The sequence below is a fragment of the Klebsiella sp. HMSC16C06 genome (genome assembly GCF_001808325.1).
In the GTDB taxonomy this organism is placed as follows: domain Bacteria; phylum Pseudomonadota; class Gammaproteobacteria; order Enterobacterales; family Enterobacteriaceae; genus Klebsiella; species Klebsiella variicola.
On record NZ_KV792988.1, the window covers coordinates 262260 to 284665 of the forward strand.

Genomic DNA, 22406 nt, shown 5'->3' on the forward strand with positions numbered 1-22406 from the left:
GCGTTTACGCCGCAAGCCGGGACAATAGCGCATGCGATTACTTCGCCAGCCAGGCGGCGACCTCCTGCCAGTTGCCGCGAAACAGGATCTTCCCGGCTTTTTTCCCCAACTGATAGCGATACATCGGGTCGTAGTATTCTTCCAGCAGCGGCACCAGCCAGGCGAAGTGCGCCTCGGTGCTGGCGGTGCGCTGCTGCTGCGCCAGCGCCGCGTCGAGCCGTTCAGTCAGCTGAGCAAAACGCTGCAGCCCCAGGCGACGGCGGATGGCAAACAGACCATGATGGAGGTACTCGCCGTATGCCAGCCAGCCTTTCTCTTCGCCATACGCGGCGATGAAGTCGCGATACATGCGATCGAAGTACTCTTCGCGCAGCCGTTCGAGGCGAACGTCAAATGGATCTTCCACCACCGCCAGCGGCGATTGCGCCATGCGGAGGCGCAGGCACTCCGGCAGATGGTTGGCACCGATCATATGGCCTTCATCTTCCAGCACCCAGCGGGTCTGCTGTTCGGCTTTTTTAAGCAGGCTGACCGCCAGATGGTTTTCAAAGGTGGCCTGCGGGTGCTGATCCTGCAGGGTTCGACCGAATGAAGAACCGCGGTGATGGGCAAGCCCTTCCAGATCGATACCGTCCGGTCGCGAGCAGACCAGCTGAGTTTTGCCATTGCCGGTGCAGCCGCCAATCAGCACAATCGGGCGCTGCACCAGTTCGTCGGTGGCCTGGATCGCCGCCTGGCGTAGCGCTTTATAGCCGCCGACGATCAGGGGGTACTCCACGCCAGCGTCTTTCAGCCACTGCTGGACGATATGCGATCGCTGGCCGCCGCGGGCGCAGCACAGGTAACCGTGCGGGTAACGGGCGCACGCTTCCAGCCACGCCTGGATCCGGCTGGCGCGCAGGTCGCCATCAACCAGCTTATGGCCGAGCGCCAGCGCCGCCTCTGGTCCCTGACGCTTGTAGCAGGTGCCGACCGCGGCGCGTTCTTCATCATTCATCAGCGGCAGGTTGATCGCCGCCGGCATCGCGCTTTGGCTAAACTCCACCGGGGCGCGTACGTCAATCAGTGGCGTATCGCTGGCGAGAATGGCGCGATAATCCGTCCCATTGGTCATGGGGTATCCTCTGAAGTCAAAACAGAAATGGGCTTTACAGCAAGGGGGGGATTGTACGCGCCTCAAGGTGTGCCGGGGAAGGGGATAGATCAAATCCCCGGCACGCAGGGCTTAGCTGAGCTGCGATTGCGCCCAGAACAGGCCGCTGGTGTACTCCGGCGGCAGCAGCGGCTTGATCGCTTCCAGCGTCGCGCTCAGGCGATCGGTATCGCTGTCGGTGAGGTTCAGGTGCCCGACTTTGCGACCCGGACGCACCTCTTTATCGTACCAGTGCAGGTGCACCAGCGGCAGCTTCAGCCAGTCGTAGTTGAGATCGGTGCCGATCAGGTTGATCATTACCGACGGGCTGTTGACCACCGGCGGCGGCAGCGGCAGGTCGGTAATCGCTCGCAGATGCAGTTCAAACTGGCTGATGGAGGCGCCATTTTGCGTCCAGTGGCCGCTGTTGTGCACGCGCGGCGCCAGCTCGTTGATCAGCAGCCCCTCGGCGGTGACGAAGCACTCCATCGCCATCACGCCGACGTAGTTCAGCTCGTTCATGATCGCCGTCAGCATGCTTTCCGCTTGTTCCTGCTGGCGGGCATTGGCCTGCGGGAAGGCCACGCTGGCGCGCAGAATACCGTCCTGATGCAGGTTGCGGGTCAGCGGGTAGAAGACGGTGCTACCGTCATGAGCGCGGGCGCCCACCAGCGACACTTCGCCGGAGAAGTTAATCCCCTGCTCGACGATGCACTCGCCGTAGTTATCCTCCGGGAGTTGCGCGGTTTCGTCAGCGCGCAGGCGCCACTGGCCGCGGCCGTCGTAGCCGCCGACGCGACGCTTAACGATCGCCAGCTCGCCGAGACGAGCAAACACCGTCGGCCATTCGCTTTTATCCGCCAGCAGCTGCCACGGGGCAGTGGCGAGGCCAAGCTTGTCGAATAGCTGCTTTTGCGTCAGGCGGTCGGCGATAATCGGGAAGACATCGCGGTTGACGAACGCCGGATGGCGGGCCAGCTCGCGGGTGAGGGCGGTTTCCGGCCAGCGTTCAATTTCTGCCGTGATGACGCTCTGCTGGAACGGCACCGCTTCCGGGTCGGCTTCCAGCCCCACCGGCCAGACGGCGATGCCCAGCGGCTCACCGGCCTGGCGCAGCATGCGACCTAACTGACCGTTACCGAGCACGCATACCTGTTTCATGCCGCACCCCGCGGATCCGGGTTATCCAGCACTTCATCGGTTTGTGCCTGACGCCAGGCGCTCAGGCGCTGGTGCAGTTCGGCATCATGCTGGGCAAGGATCTGCGCGGCGAGCAGGCCAGCATTCACTGCGCCAGCTTTGCCGATAGCCAGCGTACCGACCGGAATGCCGCGCGGCATTTGCACAATGGAGTAGAGGCTGTCGACACCGCTTAAGGCCGCGCTCTGAACCGGTACGCCGAGCACCGGCACCAGGGTTTTCGCCGCAATCATGCCCGGCAGATGCGCCGCGCCGCCTGCCCCTGCAATAATCACCTGATAACCGTGGCTCTCGGCGCTTTCAGCAAAGCTGAACAGCTTATCGGGCGTGCGGTGGGCGGAGACCACTTCGACATGGTACGGAACGTTCAGGGCATCAAGGATTTCTGCGGTAAATTGCATGGTAGCCCAGTCGCTTTTGGACCCCATCACGATGGCGATACGCGCCGAATTATTGCGGGAAGACATGCGTCTTAAAACTCCTGTGGGTGTGTTTCACACTGCTTTAGAGGCCACAGAGAATAGCATGAACTGCCAGCAAGGAAAACGGTTGCGTGCGCATGGTTAGCCGTCTTTTGTCTCGTTCAGTGATGACGTCGATCGCGGCTTAGTGGCCTTTATCTCATTCATGATACAGGTGATGAGCAGCACTAACCCCCAAGGGAGCATCAGGGTGCCCATCACCAGTAAATAGATTTGTACCAGCCGACTATCGTGAGGGCGGGTACAGAGCAAATAAATGGCATAGAAATAGATGGCCCACGCCAGCATTGCACACCAGACAAACGTCAGCGTGTTGCCAATAGCGACGCCGACTAAGGCGATATAACTTACCCCTAACGGATTGAGGATCGCGATGATCGTTCCCCACATCAGCGGCTGACTCCACTTTTTTCTGTTCATGCTTGTTCCTTGAGAGTGATGTCGTGGGAGACTAGCATGCAGGACGCGGGGAAGCGCGCACCTTTACCCGGGCAAAAGGCGCTTTCGGAATTGTGCTCGCGCAGGAACTAGAACGGAAAGTGGATCAGTTCGACGTCGTCCGGTGTCACCTTGACCATCGAACCTTCGCTGTGCCAGGCGCCAAGTACCACGCGCCATGCAGGTTGGCCGTTGGCCTGCAGTTCATGGACCGCCGGGCGATGGGTATGGCCGTGGATCAGCCACTGCACATGTTGTCTTTCCATGACGTCAACTACCGCCTGTGGATTCACATCCATAATGTCCATTGATTTACTGCTGTTGGCGGCTTTGCTGTCGGCGCGCATGCGGGCGGCGATGCGGCGGCGGATAAACAGCGGCAGGGCCAGGAACAGACGCTGGATCCACGGGGTGTGGACTTTGGCGCGAAACGCCAGATAGCCTGGGTCATCGGTGCACAGCGTGTCGCCATGCATAATCAATACTTCACGGCCATAGAGGTCCAGTCGCTCTTCTTCGGCGAGCAGGAGCATCCCGCTCTGGCGGGCAAAGCGCTGGCCGACGAGAAAATCGCGGTTGCCGTGGATGAAGTAGCAGGGCACGCCGGCGTCGACGACGGCTTTGATTGCCGTAGCAATTTGCTGATGCAACGGGTTCGGATCGTCATCGCCGATCCACGCCTCAAACAGATCGCCAAGGATATACAGAGCGTCCGCATGGCGGGCTTCGCCCTGTAAAAAACGCAGAAAACCGGCGGTGATCGCCGGTTCTTCTGTTTGCAGGTGCAAATCTGCAATAAAAAGTGTCGCCACGAATTACTCGCTGACGGTGACGCTTTTGATGATCACATCATCTTTCGGCACATCCTGGTGCATGCCGCTGCGGCCGGTGGCAACCGCTTTGATTTTGTCTACCACGTCCATGCCTTCAACCACTTCGGCGAAAACGCAGTAGCCCCAACCCTGCAGGCTTTCGCCAGAGAAGTTCAGGAAGTCGTTATCGGCCACGTTGATGAAGAACTGGGCGGTGGCAGAGTGCGGCGCCTGAGTACGGGCCATTGCCAGCGTACCACGGGTGTTTTTCAGGCCGTTGTTCGCTTCGTTCTGAATCGGAGATTTGGTCTCTTTTTGTTTCATGCCCGGTTCGAAACCGCCGCCCTGAATCATAAAGCCGTTGATAACACGGTGGAAAATGGTGTTGTCGTAGAAACCTTCGCGGCAGTAGTCCAGGAAGTTTTTAACTGTTTCCGGCGCTTTGTCGTCAAACGTTTTGATTACGATATCGCCATGATTGGTGTGGAAAGTAACCATTTTTGCATCCTGTTCCGATGAGTGTGGTGCCAGCACCCGATGTCGGGTGAGATATAGGGGGGTGTTATAGCATAACCGCGGGGGTCGATGCACCTTGCAATGTGTGCTGCGTCCGGTCTGAATTATGGGTATTATAGAGACTTCATTACCCACACACGTCTACACGGAATCTTCGATGTTAAAAATTTTTAATACACTGACGCGCCAGAAAGAGGAATTTAAACCTATCCATGCCGGGGAAGTCGGCATGTACGTGTGTGGTATTACCGTTTACGATCTCTGTCATATCGGCCATGGCCGTACCTTCGTCTCCTTTGACGTCGTGGCGCGCTATCTGCGTTTTCTTGGCTATAAGCTGAAGTACGTGCGCAATATCACCGATATCGACGACAAAATCATTAAGCGCGCTAATGAAAACGGCGAAAGCTTTGTCGCGCTGGTCGATCGCATGATTGCCGAAATGCACAAAGATTTTGACGCGCTGAATATTCTGCGTCCCGACAGCGAACCGCGCGCAACGCACCATATCGCGGAGATCATTGAGATCACCGAGCAGCTGATCGCTAAAGGCCATGCTTACGTCGCTGATAACGGCGACGTGATGTTTGACGTGCCGACGGACCCGAATTACGGTCTGCTGTCGCGTCAGGATCTCGATCAGCTGCAGGCGGGGGCGCGCGTCGACGTGGTTGACGTCAAGCGGAATCCGATGGACTTCGTCCTGTGGAAGATGTCGAAAGAGGGCGAGCCAAGCTGGCCGTCGCCGTGGGGCGCGGGTCGTCCGGGCTGGCATATCGAGTGCTCGGCGATGAACTGCAAGCAGCTCGGCAACCACTTCGATATTCACGGCGGCGGTTCGGATCTGATGTTCCCGCATCATGAAAACGAAATCGCCCAGTCCACCTGCGCCCATGACGGCGAGTACGTTAACTACTGGATGCACTCCGGCATGGTGATGGTTGACCGCGAGAAGATGTCGAAATCGCTGGGTAACTTCTTTACCGTCCGCGACGTGCTGAAGTATTACGATGCGGAGACGATTCGCTACTTCCTGATGTCCGGCCACTATCGCAGCCAGCTGAACTACAGCGAAGAGAACCTCAAGCAGGCGCGTTCGGCGCTGGAGCGTCTGTACACCGCGCTGCGCGGGACGGACAAATCCGTCGACGCGGCGGGTGGCGAAGCCTTCGAAGCACGCTTTATCGAGGCGATGGACGACGACTTCAACACCCCGGAAGCCTATTCGGTGCTGTTCGATATGGCGCGTGAAGTAAACCGCCTGAAAACCGAGGACGCGGCCGCGGCGAACGCCATGGCGGCCCACCTGCGTAAGCTTGCTGCGGTGCTGGGTCTGCTGGAGCAGGAGCCGGAGGCGTTCCTGCAGAGCGGCGCGCAGGTTGACGACGCGGAAGTGGCGGAGATCGAATCGCTGATCCAGCAGCGTCTGGACGCGCGTAAAGCGAAAGACTGGGCGGCGGCGGATGCGGCGCGCGACCGTCTTAACGAGATGGGCATTGTGCTGGAAGATGGCCCGCAGGGCACCACCTGGCGCCGGAAGTAAGCCATAAAAAAACGCCCGCAAAAGCGGGCGTTTTTCTTTTCGTTGTCAGGCCGTGACGGTGACGCTCTGGCCTTCAAAGCTCACCGTCTGACCGGCGACGATCTTGCAGCGTTTGCGGGTTTCCACCGCGCCGTCAACTTTCACCAGCCCGTCAGCGATAGCGATTTTCGCCTGGGCGCCGCTTTCGCTCCAGCCTTCCAGCTTCAGCAGATCGCACAGCTCAACGTGCGGGTGCTTACCTAAGGAAAATGTCGCCATCTCAGGCCTCCTCAACGTCGTGATACTCTTCGCACGCCTGCAGCGTGTTCTGAATCAGGGTGGCGACGGTCATCGGGCCAACGCCGCCGGGAACCGGGGTGATGTAGGACGCGCGTTCGGCGGCATCTTCATACACCACGTCGCCGACCACTTTGCCGCTTTCCAGACGGTTAATGCCGACATCGACCACAATCGCCCCTTCTTTAATCCACTCGCCAGGAATAAAGCCCGGTTTACCTACTGCAACGATCAGCAGGTCGGCGTTTTCGACGTGATGGCGCAGGTTTTTGGTAAAGCGGTGGGTCACGGTGGTGGTGCAGCCGGCCAGCAGCAGCTCCATGCTCATCGGGCGACCGACGATATTGGACGCGCCAATGACCACCGCATTGAGGCCGTAGGTGTCGATATTGTAGCGTTCCAGCAAGGTCACGATACCGCGCGGAGTGCACGGACGCAGGCGCGGCGCGCGCTGGCACAGGCGGCCAACGTTATAGGGATGGAAGCCGTCGACGTCTTTATCCGGCGCGATGCGCTCGAGCACTTTGACGTTGTCGATCCCTGCCGGCAGGGGCAGCTGAACCAGAATACCGTCGATGGTCTTATCGGCATTCAGGGTGTCGATAAGCTCCAGCAGCTCGGCTTCGCTGGTGGTTTCCGGGAGATCGTAAGAGCGGGAGACGAAGCCCACTTCTTCACATGCTTTGCGCTTGCTGCCGACATAAATCTGCGAGGCCGGGTTGCTACCGACCAGCACGACGGCCAGCCCAGGGGCGCGTTTTCCGGCCGCAACGCGAGCCTTCACTTTTTCCGCAACCTCAGAGCGTACCTGCTGCGCAATCGTTTTACCGTCAATAATTTTTGCTGCCATCAGAGAGAGGATTCCATCTGTATCTTTACGAAAGGGGGATGAGGATATTTTGTCAGAAGCGGGCCTCGCTGTCAGTCCTCGTTTGCTGTTTTATCCTGTCTGCGGTGAATTTAGCCTTTTTTGACCCTGTTAAGCCCAGGGTCATTGGTGTGTTGCGCCTGGCCACTAAGTGAATTTTCGCGCGCATGAGCCCCGGTGGTATGCTTCTTGTACAGTTGCTGAGGGATATTTCGCCAGCATCGTATAAGCCCCGCAGTTTCCTGGCAAAATGGATTGACTCAACGGACGTGGACCGTATAATTCCAGGCGTTTCACTCCGCGAAGCACTCGCTTCTCAGGGCGCCCTTAGCTCAGCTGGATAGAGCAACGGCCTTCTAAGCCGTAGGTCACAGGTTCGAATCCTGTAGGGCGTGCCATTAAGAAACAATAACTTACGCCAGTTTTAAGCCAGCCTGATTTCCCCCTTGTGTCGTATTTGTGTCGCTAGCGCCAAAAATGGCGTCAATTTTCCGTGCGTGTTCGGTCAGGTGGTTCGGTGCCAGGTGAGCATAACGACGTACCATCTCGATGCTCTCCCATCCTCCCATTTCCTGCAAAACAGAAAGCGGTACGCCGGACTGAATAAGCCAGCTCGCCCAGGTGTGCCGGAGGTCGTGAAAACGGAAATCCTCGATCCCCGCTTTTTTCAACCCGGCGCGCCATGCGTTATTGTCATCTACCCGCATTTTTCTAACCGCGGGCGTCAGCGTTCCATCAGGGCGATGTTTTGCCGTGGTGTGAACGAACACCCACCGGGAATGCTTCCCTATCTGATCCCTTAATACCCTGCATGCGGTATCATTCAGAGCCACGCCAATCGCCTTGCCCGCTTTTGCGTTCTCCGGATTTACCCATGCAACCTTTCTCTGCATATCGACCTGCTGCCACTCAAGCCCGATGATGTTTGAGCGGCGCAGGCCGGTTGCCAGTGCAAATATCACCACTGGTTTAATGCTCTCCGGCATGCACTCGATCAGCCGCTCAGCTTCTTCTCTGGTCAGCCACCGTATCCGCTTACTGATCGGCTTGCGGGTTTTGATAACAGGGGCTGTTTTTATCCAGCCCCAGTCATTCGCCGCGGCCCTGAGAAGGGAACGAATGAAGGAAAGGTGTTGCGCCTTCGTCGCCTGCGAAACCTGCCGTGGTTTGTACTCCGGAAACGGCTTTCCCTTCCTCATCGCGGCATCACGCTTACTCTCCCACACCTGCAGGTGCTTACGGTTGATCATCCCGTTAACGGCTTCGTGAACTTCCTCCGCCGTTATCTTCGAGACATCACGGCCGGAAAAATGCTGCAGCCAAAACTCAATTTTGGTTTTGTCATCATCCAGCGATCGCTTATGGTCTTTTTCCCGCAGCCACCGGATGCAGCACTCTTCGAAGGTTCTGACGGGCAGATCACCGATCTGGTCAACCCGCCACGCTTCCGCCTTCAGCTTGTCGTGGAGCTCCTGAGCCTGCTTTTTGTCCCCCGTGCCAAGAGATCGCCTAACTCTTTTTCCTGACGGCGTAAAGAAATGACAGTGCCACACGCCGCCCCTGAGGGTGATTGACATAAAACTTCTCCTTTATGTTCACCCGCGTTCGCGATGACAGGATCGCGCGGGGTTTTCAAATATGCAATACACGCAGCCTCGGTCGTTCTGTACTTGTTGCCGACCTTGCGGCCGGCGAGTTCTCCAGAATCAATTAGGCGGTAGATCACCCGCGCAGACACGATGAGCAAATCGGCGGCCTGCTGTGCTGTTATCGGTTTGTCAGACGTCATATCACCTCCGATGCTTACCGCGTAATTCCTCTTCTTCCTGACAATCAGCGCATCGCTGACAGCCCGCCACCAGTTCCCGGCGCCGCTCGGGTATCTCTTCCCCGCAGTCGCGGCAGTGAATAGCTGAAACCGCGTTGTGATTGATGCGCATGTTTTGGATGGTCATTTCAAGCCGGCGCTCTGCCAGCTCGTTGGCCTGATCGATGAGTTCTGCGCTCATGCTGCACGCTCCTGTTTCTGCTGTGCCGCCGGGTTAAGCCATAAGCACTCTGTACGAACTTTTGTACCTCGCCCTGCGCTGATGCGTGAGGTTTTCTCAGTCTTGGCCCAGCCTGATAGCATGTCGTTGTAGACTTCAGTGTCGTAACCGCTAATCATCACCATGCCTGTCATCGTTCTGGCCACGGCGAGCAATTGCTCATGCCCTTCAACGGTCATTTCATGCGCGTAGTAACGATTTCCCTGAACGCGGGTTTCCGGCACATACGGCGGATCGATGTAATGCAGGGTCGTTTCTGCGTCGTGGGCGCGCATAACTGACAAGGCGTCTTTGTTCTCAATGATGACGCCCTGAAGGCGCTGACATAAAGCTGCGAGATTCTCCGGGTAACGCTCCCAAAGGTGCGCCGCAGTGGCATATTTGCGCTTGCTGTCGCTGCGAAAGCCTGAGTTACCACCGATGCCTGCTGCCGAGCCGAACCCCATGCAGGCGCGAACTACCATGCGGCGGGCGCGTTCGATAGAACCTGTCGCTGGTTCCTGAGCGTGGCAGAACTCATCTCGTGAATACGGGGTCAGGAAACATGCATCCTGCAGGCGTTGGTTTGATTCAGGGTCGCGCAGTACACGAAACAGGTTCACGACCTCGCCGTCGAGGTCGTTGTACACTTCTGAATAGCTTCGCGGCTTCTGGAGTAATACACCAGCAGCGCCGCCGAACGGCTCCACATAGCAGACGTGTTCCGGCATCTGTTCGATAATCCACGGCGCAAGGCGGAATTTTCCGCCGTGGTAGCGGATCGCCGGATGCTTAATTTTTACGTCAATATTCATGCTGCACCGCCTTCAACGCGCTTAAACGAAAGGACCCAAACCCAGGGGTTATGCTTGAAACTCTGCTCTGGATAGATGCCATCCCACAACTGACGGAACCAGAGCCATTTATCCATGTGACCGCCATACGGCGACGGAACGGCTGGGTATCCCTCTCTACCCGCATCCTCTTCGCTAATGCTGTTCAGCCGCTCAACCCGCACGTCGGTGATTTCCAGCAGAATGCGGCTGGCCCAGCGCGGCATATGGATAGATGGTCGCCAGCAGCAATGCAGTTCATCATCTGCATCGTAAAACTCTGGCGCAGGCACTCCATCAGCCTTGTAAACGCAAAATTCGGGCTTCTCAAACGGAGTGGGGTCTTTGCAATAGCTATCCATTAAGTCGTAGTCGAAAAGTGGACCCTGAAACGTCTCGCGCACCCAGATGCGGTCGCCGACGGCGCCGAACGGGCATGAATACCCTTCATTTTCATTGGAGACGCCAAAAACCTTTTTACTGGCTGGCTGCAAATAACCGTCCTTATCGACAACGCCTGGTGTGTACCAGCGCGCTTTATAATCGGTTTCAAGCGCCATATTCATGGGCGTGAAGTCTTCGGATGGCTGCACCTTCATAATCCGCCGCGTTTGTGTCTTCCGGCCGTCGAGAATTGCTCGCGTCATTTCCCCGTTAAAAATCATTCCTCGCTCAGTCATTCCAGGCCTCCAGCTCGTTCTCTATTTCGTCGTCTATTTCGTCGTTGGTAGCGTCTTCGTCCAGGTAGTCACGCGCTTCTTTCAGGTACTGTTCATGGCGCTCCCGATACCATGCCGAAAATTCTGGCGTCCATCCGTTCGGCTCACCGTCATAGTCAACTTTGGCGTTACGTTCAGCCATACTCTCGACTATGCTGTAGGCGGTGGTAAGAGCCGCTTCGCGGATATACCCGCGCAGGTCACGCTTGCGCCAGTAAGGGTTAACTTTTGAATCGCAGAAAGGCTTGAATTCCACTTCCCAGCGACGAATGCAACGCGCGTTTAATGACTTGCTCATGATTCCACTCCATAGCGGCCGCTGAGCCGCCCAATAACACTGACAAATTTCACCAGGCTGACACCCATCGGCTTTACCTTCTCGTAGTGCTTGCGAAGGATGGGGGGCATACAGCGTTCCACTTCGGTTTAGGCTTTACGCTCATCGCTTTGGTTATCTCTTCTGCGCAGCGACGAGCCTGGGCGCGGAGAGCGTTTTCTTTTTCTTCTGGCGTCATGCTGCCTCCCGCTTGGCTATCAAACGGGCACCGAAATTCATCAGCGCATCACGCTCTACCGTCGAGAAATGGCAGTGCGTACGAGGGTAGGGATGCCAGATAATCAGCATTGATCCTTTGTTATTGCCGCTGACAGGCTTGCCGGTTACCGGATTGATAAATGCCAGTCGCCCCGCGGTAATAAAGCGAACCTCGCTAGCGGTCTGGATTGCCTCCTTGAACCAGCCAACTGAAGTGTCAGCAGGTACCAGCATCACCGTGCCGATCTGATTGGCGCTCTCGGTGGCGGCCTTCTTCACGAATGGCGTGATGTCGCTGTATGGCGGGTTCAGCCAGACGTAGCCCGGAATGCTCAGGTAATCAGCCCACGACGTCTCCAGCGTATTCTGCTCGGCTGTGATGAACTTCTTGCACAGCGCGTTATGCTGCGCTGCGGCTGCATCAAGCTGGAAGCAGAACTCAGCATTCAGGCATGCGAAGAGGGCGGGCGGAGTGCGCCAGAGGTCTCTCTGATCCGCAGGAGTTTTGCTTCCGCCATAATCACTCGCAGATTTTTTAGCTGGCAACGCGGCCGCAATACGCTCGCCGATCCAGCGCATAACCGGCACTGCCATGCTGTTGCCGATAGCGCGATAGCGAGGGCCGTCCGGGCATTCGGTCGCTTCTTTCCCGCGCCATGAAATCAGTGTGTGGTTATCAGGAAATCCCTGCAGTCGCTCGCACTCGACTGGCATAAGGCGGCGAACTTGATAGCCAAACTGAACGACATCTGCAGACGAGCGAGAATCCATTGTAAAGGCAACATCTTCCTGCCAGCCTTTTCCTTGTGGACCAGCGTTATCGTGTCGACCTATGCTCGCATGTTGAATGCATATGGCTGGTATACCTTGTCCTGGCTTCCCGCCCCCAGTAGACAGTGCCCCAGTAATGCTCCCGTCACCATTTTGATATCTGATCTCGCCACGACTGTTTTCGGCAAACGAAACAGCAAAAGTCTCTACGTCGAAATCAATGCGTTGTCCTTTCGCTGTCAGGCAGGCGGCAACGTCAATGTTTCCTCTTGTGTTTCCACCACCGAAAGCAAGGAGGTGTCCTGCTTGGGCCTGATTGTCATCTGCGCCACACGTTCCAACGCCTCTCGCAGTAAGGGCGGCAACTGCCGTTTGCGGTTCTCTGCTCGGCGGAGTATCCCGACGCACGCCTTCGGACTCAAAAAGTACTTGGCCGGGATCGAATCCTTTTCGAGCACTTGCGACAACGAACACACGCTTGCGTCGTTGGGCCACTCCGAAATATTGGGCGTCTTTGACGATCCAAGCGATTGTCCTTTGGGGTCCATACACACAACCAGAGTGCGTCCATTTTCCCCCTGCTGGCTCAAGTTCACAGCTTTCTCCGGCAAGTCCTGCCAGAAAACAACCAAAGGCGTTGTCGTGGCTTGTGAGGACGCCGGGGTCGTTTTCCCATACGAAGATTGATTCTTCTTCTCCGCGCTCGATGCGCTTGTCGTCGATTGCATTGGCTAATTCCACATATGAAAGGGTTAACTGACCGCGGGCATCTGCAAGCCCATAACGCAGACCTGCAATGCTGAACGCCTGGCAAGGTGTGCCGCCGACCATCACATCCGGAGCCTGCACCTTTCCAGCGCGAACCGCAGCAGCGATTTTTGTCATGTCGCCGAGGTTGACGACTTCGGGCCAGCGTTCAGCCAGTACCGCAGACGGGAACGCTTCAATTTCAGAGAACCATGCCGCCTTCCATCCGAGAGGCTCCCAGGCGACGGTCGCGGCTTCAATGCCGCTGCAAATAGATCCGTAAATTAGGGGGGTATTTCCGCTCATGCCACCACCTTCTTACTGTTCATCAGCTCGGCCAGCCGCTGAGCCTTTAATGGGTTTTTGATAACGTCGCCGCTTGGGGCGATCCATCCCCGACGATTGATGGAATAGGGAAGAGTGATACTTCCTACGGTGATTCCGTCGTGGTGATGTTTCATTTTTCCTCCCGAGGGATTCGATAAATTTCCCCACCAATTAGCCCGTCACCCCATTTCTCTACAGAGAGGTAGGGGATTACCTGCTCAAGTTCAGGCGCTGAAATGAATACCTCGCGCATTTCAAGAGCTGGAGCCCATCCTTTGTAATAAGGATCGTGATAGTTGAGAGTTATTCCGGCTGTATGACCAAGAGCACCCTTTGCTGTCTGCCAGCGGTGAAACGCTGTGATGTTGTTACGCGCGTCCTTGCGCAGGATGGACAGTATTGACTCAGCTGTTACTTTCATGGCTGCCACCTGCACTTTCAGAGCTTCCTAACGCCTGTTTTATCTCCCTGCGCCGGATGCCAGTTACCTCATGGCATTTGCTTTGATGTTCGGAAAATCCGTCCAGAGCGAACCATGCTTCGCTGTATTTTTGAGTTATGACTTCTGGATTGTTTTCACTCTCAATTTCCCGGCAGAACTCCGTGAGAATATCGTCAGCTTCCTCCATGGTTATCGACGGCTTTACTGGCTGAAACTGTTCGCTGTTTGTTTCTGCCGCTGGCTTACACTGGTCATTGCTTGAAACCGCCGATGGAAGAGCCCATGCAGGCAGGGCAGGCGGCTTCCAGTAAAAAGCGCCTAACTCTTTAGTGCGTGCGTAAGTAAAACCTTCTGCTTTTTCGCCTGATATAGTTGCGAAGCCTACGTCCAGATCGTAGAGATACCGGCCTATTCCCCACTGAACAGCAGCGCGCTTCATAGCGCTTGAGCGTCCGCCTTTTACAGCTTCAACCTGCGTGTTTTCGGATGCGTCCCACTTGGTGATCCACTCCCCATCGACCTTTATGGAAATTCCGCATTCGACGCCGCCATTGTTTGGGATATCTCGGTACTCATTACGCCAGCCGGCCTTTCCGCAAACCTCATCAAGGCGCTTCATGATTGCCCGGTTTGTGACATAGGCCAAGACCTTTGCCCAAATTGACGATCCGCTTTTCCCTGCCTGCTGAATACGCCACTCGATATCCTTATGGGGAAATGGGGCGTCAAGTAGCTCAAGATTCATTGGAAATTCCCCGCGAATTCATCCCAGCTGATCGCCGGGTTCTGCCGTTCCGCAGAAAGGTTTACTGGTTCGTCATCGTCGAAATCACGTTCACCGATCGCATCGCTCATCAGCTGAATGAATTCGTCGTCATTCCATTTTTCCGCCGCGCTCATGCTGCCTTCTCCCGGTGAGAAATGACGTAGCCATGCTCCGCCAGACATTCGATCACCACGTCCCAATCCAGTTGCATGAGGACTTCACGACTGTTAACCGTCCCCGACAACACCACGTCTTCCAGCTCGACGGTTAACGTGTTATGCGGGCCTACAGATGTGCGCATGTCTGTGCATTCACATTTGATGTTCATAAGCACCTCAGTAACTGATACCGGTATGAGGAATGCGGCCGTCTTTAACCGCGGTGAGCACCTCGATAGCCTGATCCCGGGTAAGGCTGGTATTGGCCACCAGGGCTTTGACGATGTCAGTGCCGACAGTTTTGCGATGCTTCACGTCGGCTTCGCGGCTCGCCTGCTCATCGGCTTTGCGCTTCTCCTCAGCCAGGCGGGCCTGTTCGCGCTGCTCTGCCTCACGGCGGATGCGATCGGCTTCTTCCTGTGCCTTGCGGCGCTCCGCTTCTACAGCAGCCTGCTTTTCGCGCTCTGCGCGTTGAATGCCTTCAATACGCTCCCGTTCAGCACGCTCCTTTGCTGCTCTTTCCTCGGCCTCACGTCGGGCTGCTGCTTCCAGTTCAGCGCGGTGTCTTTCTTCCGCTTCACGCTTCGCTTTCTCTTCCGCCAGGCGCTTAATCTCTTCTTCGCGGGCAATGAGCTGGCGTTCGGCTTCTGCCTTCTTCTCGGCCTGAACACGGTCGAAAGCGTCATTCATCAGAAGGGCGATTTCGTGGTCAGACTCAATCCGAGCAGCCAGTTGCCGATCGAACTCTTCATTCATGGCCAGTGCTTCGGCATGCAGTGCGTTCATGGCTTCTTCGGCCTTAATGCGTTCCTGCTCTTCCTCCCACTCAGTCAGCGGGCGACGCACTTCATCTTTCAGCGCATCGAGACGCTCACGGACAACACGGCGGCTTTCGTCGATCTGCTTTGGCAAAGCCTTCAGCTCAGCGACCAGGTCTTTACCTGCGTTGTCGATGTAGGTTTTAGAGCGCGCGACCTTGTGGGCCATGGATGCGATGGCATCGCGGCCTTTTTTGGTGGTCACGTCAGGTACCAGGCTGCGAGCCTCTTTTTCGATCGCTTCAATAAGTGGGTCGAGCTGGTCGTTATTGGTGAAAACCGCCATCGCGTTCTTTTTCTCGATGACGACTAAATCCATTATTTCGCTCATGGTTTCCCCTGAAATTTGGTTGTAAGAATCCCCGGCGCGATAAAAGCCGCCTGATAGCTCAGTTAAATTCGTGCGCTGATATGCGCGGTTAATGTGTCCCGGCTGGTACCAGGTTCGGCAGCAGGTCGCGTGCCTCAAATGCTTTGCGAATGTGGCGCAGGTTGCCCTGCGGCTCGAACCAGAAGGTTTCTTTCAGGTAGTCACGAGAAACCTTCCAGGTGGCGCCAGTTTTAGCGTTGCGCATCATCACGGCGCGTCCGCTGTTAGGAATTGAGTTAGCCATTGAACACCCCCGCAGCGTGCAGAATTTTGATAGTTACAGCCGACCAGATAACGCCGCAGATCAGCAGGCAGTAAATCAGTGAACGAATGCCTTGTTTGCTCATTTTCCACCCCAGCATGCGAAGCTAAAAAAAAGGACAGCAACCAAAAACGGAACGACCTTTAACCAAAAATTACGCCATGCAGGCTTGTCTTCTTCGCGGATCATCTCTTCACCCCTTTTTTAAAAGCCAAATTCATTAAGCGCATCAGGATGCATGGGCTTTCTGGGGACATCGGAATACTGAAATTTTTTTAACCAATGCTGATATAACCTGACAGCTATGCTTGCCCTTTCAGGGCTATAGAACGTGCCAATGTTCTGCGTCATTCCATTAGCTCTGGCTGTAGCCCTATATCCAAAGTGAGTTTTTACAACGTACTTCATGAGATGGCCTCCACAATCTTTAAGGGAAAATTGGTCATACTTCCGCATTCAGCTCGTCGCGAATATCACCTGCAGCCATCATCAAATCCCAGTCGTTATCGCTTAATGAATCCTGCGCGATGCGGTAGGAAACTTGATAACGGCTCATCAGGTACTGAATCATTTCTGCTTTAGTCATAGTGACCACCTCGTTTAGTTGACCCTTATCGCCGGGTAGCGGAGCGTTGTTGCTAATGACCGGCGTTGCCGGTGTTGTTTGGATGAGATGATAATGTACTAATGGTTCATCATTGTAAAGTACCAAAAGTACATTTTTGATTTATAGATAGTTCAGATTAAGGTAACTTAATGAACTTTAAGTATATTTATTTTATGGTCTGTTTGGTTAAGAGAATGGAAATGGAGCTGGCACTTGACGTGCTGATGCTGCGGGAAGAGTAGGGGTAATAAAAAACCCGGCGCGGTGCCGGGGTGTAAAGGTGGTCAATGTGGCTTAGGAAGTTCTGGTTTCTTAACTGCCTCAACAATTCTTAATGCATCCACTGCTGAAATCGCTCCATCGGCGGACTTCTTAGATAAATAATCTCCAAGACGATTAGGAATGTATTCATTTTGCATCCACCGTCTAAACAACCCTAATGCGTCATCCGGGTAGATCCAGGCGTCAACAGGTCCTGCACGATGTTGAGGAAACCAGTCTGGATAAACATGTGGCGACTTTGTGCGCTGGCCATACTTTTCTTCACAACCATTCGCGACCCAGTATTTTGACCACATGGTGCCAACACTTATATCTGGAATTGCCGAGGGACCAAAGTCAAAATTACCTTTAACCATTTTTAATGAAAGATCTGCCATTTCTCTAAATACAGAAAAATATCCAAATGGAACCTGATCATTCATTAATAGTCTTTCATGGAAGCACTCAAGAGCGCCCCTCTGCGGGTTCTCTGGGTCAATCCCTACACTTAAGTATATGAATCTACGCAGTTGAGAACCCGCTAACTTACGAAAGTTAGATAAAGCTACTTCACGACTACCCTGAGTAGCTTCAAATGCGTAATACTCAAGAAAGGCCATGCAGACAACATCAGGGAATGCGTTTGTCTCTGTGCCTTGAATTACTGTCTTATGAAATAATCGGTTGAGATTTAATCCTTGCTCTCTAAGCTTTTGGTCTATGAATTGGCCTCTGGGTTTCGTCCTTTCATCGTCCCAGTTTGAGGCGAGCCGAAGGAGAGCTGCATGGTCCACGCCACATAATCTAGCCAAACCTCGCTGAGTTAAAAATGGAGACCCATCATTCATAACGCCCATTTGAATGCCATCAACATCGGCTTCTTTTATCGGGTATAGTTCCATTTGTAGCTGGTGACCAGATAATGCCAAAGGTAAGTTATCCATTTGAATTCCTTAATTATTGTGATGATGACCACTTTGTTGTGTCAAATCGCCAAGGAACCTAATCAGGCCACTTGCTTGCTACCCATGCTTCCTGTACGTCTGCGGCATGCTGCCGATCACCTTGCCGAACACGAACACCCGGTTCATCTCGTCTTTCTCGATCGGGTCCCAGGCTGCATAGCTCTTGTTATCTGAGATAACCAGCAGCTTGTCCTTCATCTTCTGCAGGCGCTTGACGTGAGCAGTGTCGTCGTACAGGAAGGCGTATATCCCGTCGCCGTCGAAGCTCTTAACGCTGATGTCGACGAACAGCAGATCACCCGGCTCAATCGTCCCAGACATGCTGTCGCCCCGGACGTTGATGATCCGGATGTTCTCCGCTTTACGCCCATCGAACATGTGATTCGCATCGGCTGGCGCATACTCAACAGAGCGGAGGATTTCAACGAACTCCTGGTTTACCACTCCAGGTCCTGCGCTGACGGCGATATCCAAGAGGTCAACCCTAAAGACGTCTTTCCGATTAGTTGCCGCCCCAGGCTCAATACCGTCCTCATCCGCATCGCCAAGTAGGTACGATGCAGACGTGCCTATGTGGGAAGCTAAAGCCTGGAGTGTCCCCCGCCTTGGTATTGACTCCCCGTTAAACCATTTGCTCACGGCCTTCGGTGTCAACTTCATCCTCTTGGCGATCTCAGCCTGGCGACCATGTGGCATCAATCCAGCTTTATCGCAGGCCAGCGCTAGCCTCAGAGAAAATTCTTTTCGCGCTCTTTCTTCGTGAACCATGTGTTCAATCATAATATCACTTGCGTGAACTATCAGTTCCGACTTAATATGTACTTACAGTTCATTATTGAGGGTTAAACATGGCACCTAACAGTCTTGGCGAAATCATCAAAAAGATTCGCGTTCCTGTTGTAGCTAAAGCCTGTGGTTGCTCTCCGCGCGCAATTTACAAGTGGATTGCCAACGGAAGTCTGCCGAGAACGGACTACACCGACGAGACCAATTACGCAGAAAAAATCGCTCTCGCTTCTGGCGGCCAGTTTACTGCTGCGCAGATCCGGGAAGTCAGCAAGCCTAAAGCCGCCTGACTGGCGGCCTTTCAATCAACACCAGAGGAAGTATCACAAATGGAGAACGCAATTAAACGCAATAAGGACAACGCACGTCGCATCGAGACATGGCTGCTGAATCGCATCTCTCTCATGGGAGGGAAAAAAGTGGCCATGGCTGTAGGCGTCAATGAGTCGCAGATTACGCGCTGGAAATCATCATGGGTACCGAAAATGGCGATGTTACTGGCTGTTCTTGAGTGGGGCGTTGTCGATGATGACATGGCCCGCCTTGCAAAGGAGGTCGCTTTAATTTTGCAGAGCGACAAGGGAAAAGAAACGTATCAGCTGGAGGCGTAATGACCCGGGTAAGTTCAGAAAAGGCGAAAGCCGCGGTGCGGTAACACCAACGGCTTTCAGGTGCAAAAACGAAGAGGTAATTGCGAGGTAATTATGCCTGGTAAATCTGTAAGAGTAAACAATACGGAGGTAGCACGTGAGCATGTCACTTATGGCGAAAGCAATGGGGGTCAAAGTGGGAAACTCACTGCGTAAGCTCGTTCTTATCAAGCTGGCCGACAACGCCAATGACAAGGGCGAATGCTGGCCTTCGTATCAACACATTGCCGATCAGTGCGAATGCAGCAAATCCGCTGTTCGCAACCATATTGATGCGCTTGAGGATATGGGGCTGCTCAAGCGTGAAAATCGCGTTGGGGTCAACAACGGGAAGGGTAATACATCCAACGTGTATTATCTGAACCTTGATGCCACCCCTATGCCACCAAAAAGCACAGGGGTATGCCATGAAATAGCACCCCCTATGCCATCTGATGGCACACCCCCTATGCCACCAGATGGCACCAGAACCAGTCACTCTTTTGAACCAGTCACTGAACCAGACTCTCTCTCTGCGCGAGGGCAGTTTATCAGCGAGGCTGCAAAGCGACGGATCGGGATTTCACCCAACGGGGAGATACCTTTCCCTCCTGCCTTCAAGCCATCGGCAGATCACATTGCGATTGCCTCGGAGAAAGGGATCAACATTGAAACCGAGTTGCTGAACTTTCGTGATTATCACCAGGCCCGCGGCACAAAGCTGATCGACTGGAACTCGGCATTCCGGGTGTGGCTAAGGAACGCGAGAGTTAATCCGCTTTCCGGGCGCCAGAGAAGCGAACCTGATTCCCCACACTGGAACAGCCCTGAAGGCTGGAAGGACTTCATATGACCGCTCAGCTTATGACCGCGATCAGCAATCGCGATGGTGATGCGCTGGCCAGAATGGCTGCAGGGAGTACGGAGCCGCAGAGGCTTCTCGATTTCGAAGCTGAAAGGCTGGTTGATTCTCTGTTCCGACAGCTGAAGCAGATCTTCCCGGCGTCTACCCAGACTAACCTGCGGACCGACGCCGAAGAGAAGACAGCGAAGCGCCAGTGGATTGCCGCTTTTGCCGAAAACGGCATCCGCACCCGCGAACAGCTATCCGCCGGTGTGCGCCACGCGAGAGCCAGTGAATCGCCGTTCTGGCCATCGCCTGGCCAGTTCATCAAGTGGTGCAAGGACAGCGGCACTGTGCTCGGCGTGACTCTTGTCGACGTGATGAACGAGTTCCACCGCTACAGCCGTGAGAAGGGGCTGCATACCGGCGGTGCTGAGCGCTTCCCGTGGTCTCACCCTGTTATGTACTGGGTTGTTACCGATACCCGGCGAGCAATGTATCAGCGCCAGCTCAGCGAGGCAGAAACCGAGAAATATGCTGCTAAAAAGCTGGAAGACTGGGCGCTGAAAGTCGCTGCAGGAGAACAAATACCGTCGCCGGTACTGGCTCTGGAGAACAACCAGGAAGCCATTCCGACAAACCATGCCAGCCGTCAGCAGGGGTTTCACCCTGAAGGGAAAAGCTTCGGATGCATGCCAAACGCGGCATCGCTCGGTGCGTTAACTCCGGCTCAGTGGCTGCGGGATGAATACCTGCGCGGGAAAGAGAGAGGGCTTATCTGATGAAAAAGAACTCTGGCAAACAAGCCGTTATTAACTTCATCGGCCAGCATCCTGGCTGCAGCTTTCAGGATATCCGCCGCGGTACCGGGTTTGACTCTTCAGTGGTCAATTCCTCCCTGTGGCAGATGCACCGTGACGGCCAGGTTAAGCGTGAAGGTGAGTGCAGGAGCTACCGGTACACACTGATCGACACGACAGCCGTAACCGAAAGCGATCCGTCTGTTCAGTATCGCCAGCGTCCTGGCGGCGTAAACCCAATGACTAACCTGTTTAACCAGTGCCTGGCGGGAGTAAGAAAATGACTATCACATTACAGGCAGTAAACGAGCTCATTCAGTCGCTGGAGTCGGCGGGCGAGCTGTCGATCAGAGAGCAGAAGTTCCTGAAGCTGGCGAAAGAGTTTCGCATTTGCAGCGCTTCACTGGATGCCGCCATAAAAACCGGGAATGTGCTGGCAGACCAAAATTCTCAGCTGGCTGCGGAGAATGTGGCGCTGAAGAATGTTTTTATCCAGAAGGAAATCCCATCCGAAGCAGTCGATGCATTCATGGAAACCGCAGTAATGGATCATGACTGGAATGAAACCTCCGAGTGGTCATGGGTTGAAAACGAAACAGAGGTTATCCACGCCGTTCTTGACGCACTTAAGCCTGAAACCCCCGCCACCGATCGCATCGTAGCCGGGATTAAGGCTGATGGCCGCGCAGAGGGTATCAACTTTGCAGCGAGCCGCCTTGCTGCTGCCTTCAATCACGGATTCGTAGATAAGCCAATGGCTGAGGTTGGCGACGTGGTACGCATGATTCTTGACGCTAAAGCAGATTTAGCCAATAGCCAAATACCAGCAGAAGATGGCCTGTCAGGGGAGTACGCAGAAAAATCACTGGCTGAATGGGAAGCCGCGCTGCGCGAGGGGGCCGACAAATGAGCAAGCTAAACACGAAACAACTCGAGATTCTTTCAGTAATAGCTTCCGGTGAGCGTCCTTACGCAACCTGGCGGCAATCACTCAAGGCGCTACAGAGAAGGGGGCTGATTACCCTAACTAGCTGTGGATACTCAATTACGACAGCAGGTTTGTCAGCGCTAAAGCAGGAGCATGCAGCATGACTGATATCACCGAACTGGCGCAGAGAGAAAAATTCGAAGCATGGGTTATGACTCAAATCTGCATTTCCAAGTCAACGCTGGAAGGTCTGCGCACTTCTGATGGATACCGTAACAGCACGTTATCTGGCAGTGATTACAACCTCATGTGGAATTTATGGAAAGCGGCTGGCGCTGAGCTGGTAGAGGCACTGGAATCAGAGAAACGTATTTGCGCAACGTGGAGAAAAACAGCTAAGTCGACCGGTGAAAAGCTGGAGAAGGCGCAGCAGCGCATTATTGAACTTGTTGCTCGGAAGGAGAAACGACTGCCCGTGCCTTACGCCTATTTGCGAGAGAGCGACGGACAAATCCAAATCTCTATAGGTGCTGAGCGCCCTAGC

Annotated in this window: 33 protein-coding genes, 1 tRNA gene and 3 pseudogenes; 9 read left to right on the forward strand and 28 right to left on the reverse strand. The window is 54.7% G+C overall.

The window, feature by feature from the left end:
• Window positions 1-37: 37 nt before the first annotated feature.
• The 6 genes from mnmH to ppiB all read right to left on the reverse strand — a co-directional run bounded on the left by mnmH (window position 38) and on the right by ppiB (window position 4562).
• Window positions 38-1114 (reverse strand): tRNA 2-selenouridine(34) synthase MnmH, encoded by a 1077-nt coding sequence (gene mnmH, locus HMPREF3142_RS05945; RefSeq protein ID WP_012542651.1) that lies wholly within the window; start codon window positions 1112-1114, stop codon window positions 38-40.
• 111 nt (window positions 1115-1225) lie between these two features.
• Window positions 1226-2293: a 5-(carboxyamino)imidazole ribonucleotide synthase gene (purK, locus tag HMPREF3142_RS05950; protein ID WP_032729471.1), complete on the reverse strand. Its 1068-nt coding sequence runs from the start codon at window positions 2291-2293 to the stop codon at window positions 1226-1228.
• On the reverse strand, window positions 2290-2799 hold the full coding sequence (purE, locus tag HMPREF3142_RS05955) for a 5-(carboxyamino)imidazole ribonucleotide mutase (RefSeq protein ID WP_070611754.1): 510 nt from the start codon (window positions 2797-2799) through the stop codon (window positions 2290-2292). The genes purK and purE overlap by 4 nt, the downstream gene beginning before the upstream one ends.
• A 96-nt stretch (window positions 2800-2895) precedes the next feature.
• On the reverse strand, window positions 2896-3234 hold the full coding sequence (locus tag HMPREF3142_RS05960) for a hypothetical protein (RefSeq protein ID WP_012968796.1): 339 nt from the start codon (window positions 3232-3234) through the stop codon (window positions 2896-2898).
• Window positions 3235-3341: 107 nt separating this feature from the next.
• The gene (lpxH, locus tag HMPREF3142_RS05965; protein WP_070611756.1) at window positions 3342-4064 is read right to left on the reverse strand and encodes a UDP-2,3-diacylglucosamine diphosphatase; all 723 of its coding nucleotides are present in this window, start codon (window positions 4062-4064) and stop codon (window positions 3342-3344) included.
• A 3-nt stretch (window positions 4065-4067) separates the two neighbouring features.
• Window positions 4068-4562, reverse strand: coding sequence for a peptidylprolyl isomerase B (gene ppiB, locus HMPREF3142_RS05970; protein WP_008805471.1), 495 nt, complete (start codon window positions 4560-4562; stop codon window positions 4068-4070).
• Between the two features lie 175 nt (window positions 4563-4737).
• Here ppiB and cysS point away from each other — a divergent pair, with 175 nt between their 5' ends.
• Window positions 4738-6123 carry a cysteine--tRNA ligase gene (cysS, locus tag HMPREF3142_RS05975; protein ID WP_004143010.1) on the forward strand — a complete coding sequence of 462 codons (1386 nt, stop codon included), beginning with the start codon at window positions 4738-4740 and terminating at the stop codon, window positions 6121-6123.
• A gap of 45 nt (window positions 6124-6168) precedes the next feature.
• Here cysS and ybcJ read toward each other — a convergent pair whose 3' ends face one another.
• Both ybcJ and folD read right to left on the reverse strand, forming a co-directional pair.
• Window positions 6169-6381, reverse strand: coding sequence for a ribosome-associated protein YbcJ (gene ybcJ / locus HMPREF3142_RS05980; RefSeq protein ID WP_004143016.1), 213 nt, complete (start codon window positions 6379-6381; stop codon window positions 6169-6171).
• Between the two features lies 1 nt (window position 6382).
• Window positions 6383-7249 (reverse strand): bifunctional methylenetetrahydrofolate dehydrogenase/methenyltetrahydrofolate cyclohydrolase FolD, encoded by an 867-nt coding sequence (gene folD / locus HMPREF3142_RS05985; protein WP_004143017.1) that lies wholly within the window; start codon window positions 7247-7249, stop codon window positions 6383-6385.
• Between the two features lie 339 nt (window positions 7250-7588).
• On the opposite strand from folD, the gene HMPREF3142_RS05990 reads away from it, so the two are divergent.
• Window positions 7589-7665, forward strand: a tRNA-Arg gene (locus tag HMPREF3142_RS05990).
• A gap of 15 nt (window positions 7666-7680) precedes the next feature.
• On the opposite strand, the gene HMPREF3142_RS29790 is transcribed toward HMPREF3142_RS05990, so the two are convergent.
• From HMPREF3142_RS29790 to HMPREF3142_RS30180, 20 genes and pseudogenes are all read right to left on the reverse strand, one after another.
• Window positions 7681-8838 carry a tyrosine-type recombinase/integrase gene (locus HMPREF3142_RS29790; protein WP_228706471.1) on the reverse strand — a complete coding sequence of 386 codons (1158 nt, stop codon included), beginning with the start codon at window positions 8836-8838 and terminating at the stop codon, window positions 7681-7683.
• On the reverse strand, window positions 8721-9056 hold the full coding sequence (locus HMPREF3142_RS27450) for a helix-turn-helix domain-containing protein (RefSeq protein ID WP_072032585.1): 336 nt from the start codon (window positions 9054-9056) through the stop codon (window positions 8721-8723). Before HMPREF3142_RS27450 ends, HMPREF3142_RS29790 begins: the two co-directional genes overlap by 118 nt.
• 1 nt (window position 9057) lies before the next feature.
• Entirely contained in the window at window positions 9058-9276 is a 219-nt protein-coding gene (locus tag HMPREF3142_RS06000; RefSeq protein WP_070611760.1) for a TraR/DksA family transcriptional regulator, read from the reverse strand.
• Window positions 9273-10109 carry a DNA adenine methylase gene (locus HMPREF3142_RS06005; protein ID WP_070611762.1) on the reverse strand — a complete coding sequence of 279 codons (837 nt, stop codon included), beginning with the start codon at window positions 10107-10109 and terminating at the stop codon, window positions 9273-9275. The genes HMPREF3142_RS06000 and HMPREF3142_RS06005 overlap by 4 nt, the downstream gene beginning before the upstream one ends.
• Window positions 10106-10807, reverse strand: coding sequence for a hypothetical protein (locus HMPREF3142_RS06010; RefSeq protein WP_070611764.1), 702 nt, complete (start codon window positions 10805-10807; stop codon window positions 10106-10108). Before HMPREF3142_RS06010 ends, HMPREF3142_RS06005 begins: the two co-directional genes overlap by 4 nt.
• Window positions 10800-11144: a hypothetical protein gene (locus tag HMPREF3142_RS06015; protein WP_070611767.1), complete on the reverse strand. Its 345-nt coding sequence runs from the start codon at window positions 11142-11144 to the stop codon at window positions 10800-10802. Before HMPREF3142_RS06015 ends, HMPREF3142_RS06010 begins: the two co-directional genes overlap by 8 nt.
• Window positions 11141-11361: pseudogene (locus HMPREF3142_RS29795) on the reverse strand (hypothetical protein). Before HMPREF3142_RS29795 ends, HMPREF3142_RS06015 begins: the two are co-directional and overlap by 4 nt.
• Window positions 11358-11960, reverse strand: coding sequence for a phage N-6-adenine-methyltransferase (locus HMPREF3142_RS29800; RefSeq protein ID WP_228706472.1), 603 nt, complete (start codon window positions 11958-11960; stop codon window positions 11358-11360). The pseudogene HMPREF3142_RS29795 and the gene HMPREF3142_RS29800 overlap by 4 nt, the downstream one beginning before the upstream one ends.
• Window positions 11949-13205, reverse strand: a pseudogene (gene dcm, locus HMPREF3142_RS06025) (DNA (cytosine-5-)-methyltransferase); the annotation flags it as partial. The pseudogene dcm and the gene HMPREF3142_RS29800, both read right to left, overlap by 12 nt.
• Window positions 13202-13360 carry a DUF1317 family protein gene (locus HMPREF3142_RS06030; protein WP_070611771.1) on the reverse strand — a complete coding sequence of 53 codons (159 nt, stop codon included), beginning with the start codon at window positions 13358-13360 and terminating at the stop codon, window positions 13202-13204. The pseudogene dcm and the gene HMPREF3142_RS06030, both read right to left, overlap by 4 nt.
• A complete protein-coding gene (locus tag HMPREF3142_RS06035) occupies window positions 13357-13647 on the reverse strand; it encodes a hypothetical protein (RefSeq protein WP_070611773.1) in 291 nt (96 codons plus the stop codon). The genes HMPREF3142_RS06030 and HMPREF3142_RS06035 overlap by 4 nt, the downstream gene beginning before the upstream one ends.
• Window positions 13631-14413, reverse strand: coding sequence for a Rad52/Rad22 family DNA repair protein (locus HMPREF3142_RS06040; RefSeq protein WP_070611776.1), 783 nt, complete (start codon window positions 14411-14413; stop codon window positions 13631-13633). The genes HMPREF3142_RS06035 and HMPREF3142_RS06040 overlap by 17 nt, the downstream gene beginning before the upstream one ends.
• The gene (locus HMPREF3142_RS29300; protein WP_158236750.1) at window positions 14410-14568 is read right to left on the reverse strand and encodes a hypothetical protein; all 159 of its coding nucleotides are present in this window, start codon (window positions 14566-14568) and stop codon (window positions 14410-14412) included. Before HMPREF3142_RS29300 ends, HMPREF3142_RS06040 begins: the two co-directional genes overlap by 4 nt.
• The gene (locus tag HMPREF3142_RS06045) at window positions 14565-14735 is read right to left on the reverse strand and encodes a thioredoxin reductase (RefSeq protein ID WP_228706468.1); all 171 of its coding nucleotides are present in this window, start codon (window positions 14733-14735) and stop codon (window positions 14565-14567) included. The genes HMPREF3142_RS29300 and HMPREF3142_RS06045 overlap by 4 nt, the downstream gene beginning before the upstream one ends.
• 34 nt (window positions 14736-14769) lie before the next feature.
• Window positions 14770-15741 (reverse strand): coiled-coil domain-containing protein, encoded by a 972-nt coding sequence (locus tag HMPREF3142_RS06050; protein WP_070611779.1) that lies wholly within the window; start codon window positions 15739-15741, stop codon window positions 14770-14772.
• A gap of 88 nt (window positions 15742-15829) precedes the next feature.
• On the reverse strand, window positions 15830-16024 hold the full coding sequence (locus HMPREF3142_RS06055) for a hypothetical protein (protein WP_019704100.1): 195 nt from the start codon (window positions 16022-16024) through the stop codon (window positions 15830-15832).
• Window positions 16017-16142, reverse strand: a complete 126-nt coding sequence (locus HMPREF3142_RS29305) for a hypothetical protein (RefSeq protein ID WP_167875748.1) — start codon at window positions 16140-16142, stop codon at window positions 16017-16019. The genes HMPREF3142_RS06055 and HMPREF3142_RS29305 overlap by 8 nt, the downstream gene beginning before the upstream one ends.
• Window positions 16143-16484: 342 nt before the next feature.
• On the reverse strand, window positions 16485-16628 hold the full coding sequence (locus HMPREF3142_RS29310; protein WP_176747607.1) for a hypothetical protein: 144 nt from the start codon (window positions 16626-16628) through the stop codon (window positions 16485-16487).
• A gap of 305 nt (window positions 16629-16933) precedes the next feature.
• Window positions 16934-17854, reverse strand: a complete 921-nt coding sequence (locus HMPREF3142_RS06060; protein ID WP_070611780.1) for a hypothetical protein — start codon at window positions 17852-17854, stop codon at window positions 16934-16936.
• Between the two features lie 78 nt (window positions 17855-17932).
• Window positions 17933-18655: an XRE family transcriptional regulator gene (locus tag HMPREF3142_RS30180; RefSeq protein WP_070611783.1), complete on the reverse strand. Its 723-nt coding sequence runs from the start codon at window positions 18653-18655 to the stop codon at window positions 17933-17935.
• Between the two features lie 68 nt (window positions 18656-18723).
• Between HMPREF3142_RS30180 and HMPREF3142_RS06070 the strand changes: the two genes are divergently transcribed.
• The 7 genes and pseudogenes from HMPREF3142_RS06070 to HMPREF3142_RS28950 all read left to right on the forward strand — a co-directional run.
• A complete protein-coding gene (locus tag HMPREF3142_RS06070) occupies window positions 18724-18951 on the forward strand; it encodes a Cro/Cl family transcriptional regulator (RefSeq protein WP_032431544.1) in 228 nt (75 codons plus the stop codon).
• Window positions 18952-18990: 39 nt separating this feature from the next.
• Window positions 18991-19272 (forward strand): CII family transcriptional regulator, encoded by a 282-nt coding sequence (locus HMPREF3142_RS06075; protein WP_070611785.1) that lies wholly within the window; start codon window positions 18991-18993, stop codon window positions 19270-19272.
• Between the two features lie 142 nt (window positions 19273-19414).
• A complete protein-coding gene (locus HMPREF3142_RS06080; protein ID WP_032453659.1) occupies window positions 19415-20143 on the forward strand; it encodes a helix-turn-helix domain-containing protein in 729 nt (242 codons plus the stop codon).
• Window positions 20140-20916, forward strand: a complete 777-nt coding sequence (locus HMPREF3142_RS06085; protein ID WP_070611786.1) for a replication protein P — start codon at window positions 20140-20142, stop codon at window positions 20914-20916. Before HMPREF3142_RS06080 ends, HMPREF3142_RS06085 begins: the two co-directional genes overlap by 4 nt.
• Complete coding sequence (locus HMPREF3142_RS06090; RefSeq protein WP_070611788.1) at window positions 20916-21218, forward strand: MarR family transcriptional regulator; 303 nt, start codon at window positions 20916-20918, stop codon at window positions 21216-21218. The genes HMPREF3142_RS06085 and HMPREF3142_RS06090 overlap by 1 nt, the downstream gene beginning before the upstream one ends.
• Window positions 21215-21844: a dynein light chain family protein gene (locus HMPREF3142_RS06095; protein WP_228706469.1), complete on the forward strand. Its 630-nt coding sequence runs from the start codon at window positions 21215-21217 to the stop codon at window positions 21842-21844. The genes HMPREF3142_RS06090 and HMPREF3142_RS06095 overlap by 4 nt, the downstream gene beginning before the upstream one ends.
• Window positions 21845-22199: 355 nt before the next feature.
• A pseudogene (locus HMPREF3142_RS28950) lies at window positions 22200-22292 on the forward strand (ead/Ea22-like family protein); the annotation flags it as partial.
• Window positions 22293-22406 lie beyond the last annotated feature (114 nt).

Bases quoted from the DNA above. Each gene is read 5' to 3' on its own strand.
- HMPREF3142_RS06090 (WP_070611788.1), top strand. From the start codon at position 20,916: ATGAAAAAGAACTCTGGCAAACAAGCCGTTATTAACTTCATCGGCCAG.
- HMPREF3142_RS06010 (WP_070611764.1), bottom strand. From the start codon at position 10,807: ATGACTGAGCGAGGAATGATTTTTAACGGGGAAATGACGCGAGCAATT.
- HMPREF3142_RS29300 (WP_158236750.1), bottom strand. From the start codon at position 14,568: ATGAGCGCGGCGGAAAAATGGAATGACGACGAATTCATTCAGCTGATG.
- HMPREF3142_RS06040 (WP_070611776.1), bottom strand. From the start codon at position 14,413: ATGAATCTTGAGCTACTTGACGCCCCATTTCCCCATAAGGATATCGAG.
- HMPREF3142_RS06070 (WP_032431544.1), top strand. From the start codon at position 18,724: ATGGCACCTAACAGTCTTGGCGAAATCATCAAAAAGATTCGCGTTCCT.
- cysS (WP_004143010.1), top strand. From the start codon at position 4,738: ATGTTAAAAATTTTTAATACACTGACGCGCCAGAAAGAGGAATTTAAA.
- HMPREF3142_RS06015 (WP_070611767.1), bottom strand. From the start codon at position 11,144: ATGAGCAAGTCATTAAACGCGCGTTGCATTCGTCGCTGGGAAGTGGAA.
- HMPREF3142_RS06060 (WP_070611780.1), bottom strand. From the start codon at position 17,854: ATGGATAACTTACCTTTGGCATTATCTGGTCACCAGCTACAAATGGAA.
- HMPREF3142_RS06085 (WP_070611786.1), top strand. From the start codon at position 20,140: ATGACCGCTCAGCTTATGACCGCGATCAGCAATCGCGATGGTGATGCG.
- HMPREF3142_RS06095 (WP_228706469.1), top strand. From the start codon at position 21,215: ATGACTATCACATTACAGGCAGTAAACGAGCTCATTCAGTCGCTGGAG.
- HMPREF3142_RS06000 (WP_070611760.1), bottom strand. From the start codon at position 9,276: ATGAGCGCAGAACTCATCGATCAGGCCAACGAGCTGGCAGAGCGCCGG.
- HMPREF3142_RS06005 (WP_070611762.1), bottom strand. From the start codon at position 10,109: ATGAATATTGACGTAAAAATTAAGCATCCGGCGATCCGCTACCACGGC.
- HMPREF3142_RS06075 (WP_070611785.1), top strand. From the start codon at position 18,991: ATGGAGAACGCAATTAAACGCAATAAGGACAACGCACGTCGCATCGAG.
- purE (WP_070611754.1), bottom strand. From the start codon at position 2,799: ATGTCTTCCCGCAATAATTCGGCGCGTATCGCCATCGTGATGGGGTCC.
- purK (WP_032729471.1), bottom strand. From the start codon at position 2,293: ATGAAACAGGTATGCGTGCTCGGTAACGGTCAGTTAGGTCGCATGCTG.
- HMPREF3142_RS06035 (WP_070611773.1), bottom strand. From the start codon at position 13,647: ATGAAAGTAACAGCTGAGTCAATACTGTCCATCCTGCGCAAGGACGCG.
- mnmH (WP_012542651.1), bottom strand. From the start codon at position 1,114: ATGACCAATGGGACGGATTATCGCGCCATTCTCGCCAGCGATACGCCA.
- HMPREF3142_RS06050 (WP_070611779.1), bottom strand. From the start codon at position 15,741: ATGAGCGAAATAATGGATTTAGTCGTCATCGAGAAAAAGAACGCGATG.
- HMPREF3142_RS27450 (WP_072032585.1), bottom strand. From the start codon at position 9,056: ATGACGTCTGACAAACCGATAACAGCACAGCAGGCCGCCGATTTGCTC.
- HMPREF3142_RS05960 (WP_012968796.1), bottom strand. From the start codon at position 3,234: ATGAACAGAAAAAAGTGGAGTCAGCCGCTGATGTGGGGAACGATCATC.
- HMPREF3142_RS06030 (WP_070611771.1), bottom strand. From the start codon at position 13,360: ATGAAACATCACCACGACGGAATCACCGTAGGAAGTATCACTCTTCCC.
- HMPREF3142_RS06080 (WP_032453659.1), top strand. From the start codon at position 19,415: ATGTCACTTATGGCGAAAGCAATGGGGGTCAAAGTGGGAAACTCACTG.
- HMPREF3142_RS30180 (WP_070611783.1), bottom strand. From the start codon at position 18,655: ATGATTGAACACATGGTTCACGAAGAAAGAGCGCGAAAAGAATTTTCT.
- folD (WP_004143017.1), bottom strand. From the start codon at position 7,249: ATGGCAGCAAAAATTATTGACGGTAAAACGATTGCGCAGCAGGTACGC.
- HMPREF3142_RS06055 (WP_019704100.1), bottom strand. From the start codon at position 16,024: ATGGCTAACTCAATTCCTAACAGCGGACGCGCCGTGATGATGCGCAAC.
- ppiB (WP_008805471.1), bottom strand. From the start codon at position 4,562: ATGGTTACTTTCCACACCAATCATGGCGATATCGTAATCAAAACGTTT.
- HMPREF3142_RS06045 (WP_228706468.1), bottom strand. From the start codon at position 14,735: ATGCGCACATCTGTAGGCCCGCATAACACGTTAACCGTCGAGCTGGAA.
- HMPREF3142_RS29800 (WP_228706472.1), bottom strand. From the start codon at position 11,960: ATGCGCTGGATCGGCGAGCGTATTGCGGCCGCGTTGCCAGCTAAAAAA.
- ybcJ (WP_004143016.1), bottom strand. From the start codon at position 6,381: ATGGCGACATTTTCCTTAGGTAAGCACCCGCACGTTGAGCTGTGCGAT.
- HMPREF3142_RS29305 (WP_167875748.1), bottom strand. From the start codon at position 16,142: ATGCTGGGGTGGAAAATGAGCAAACAAGGCATTCGTTCACTGATTTAC.
- HMPREF3142_RS29310 (WP_176747607.1), bottom strand. From the start codon at position 16,628: ATGACTAAAGCAGAAATGATTCAGTACCTGATGAGCCGTTATCAAGTT.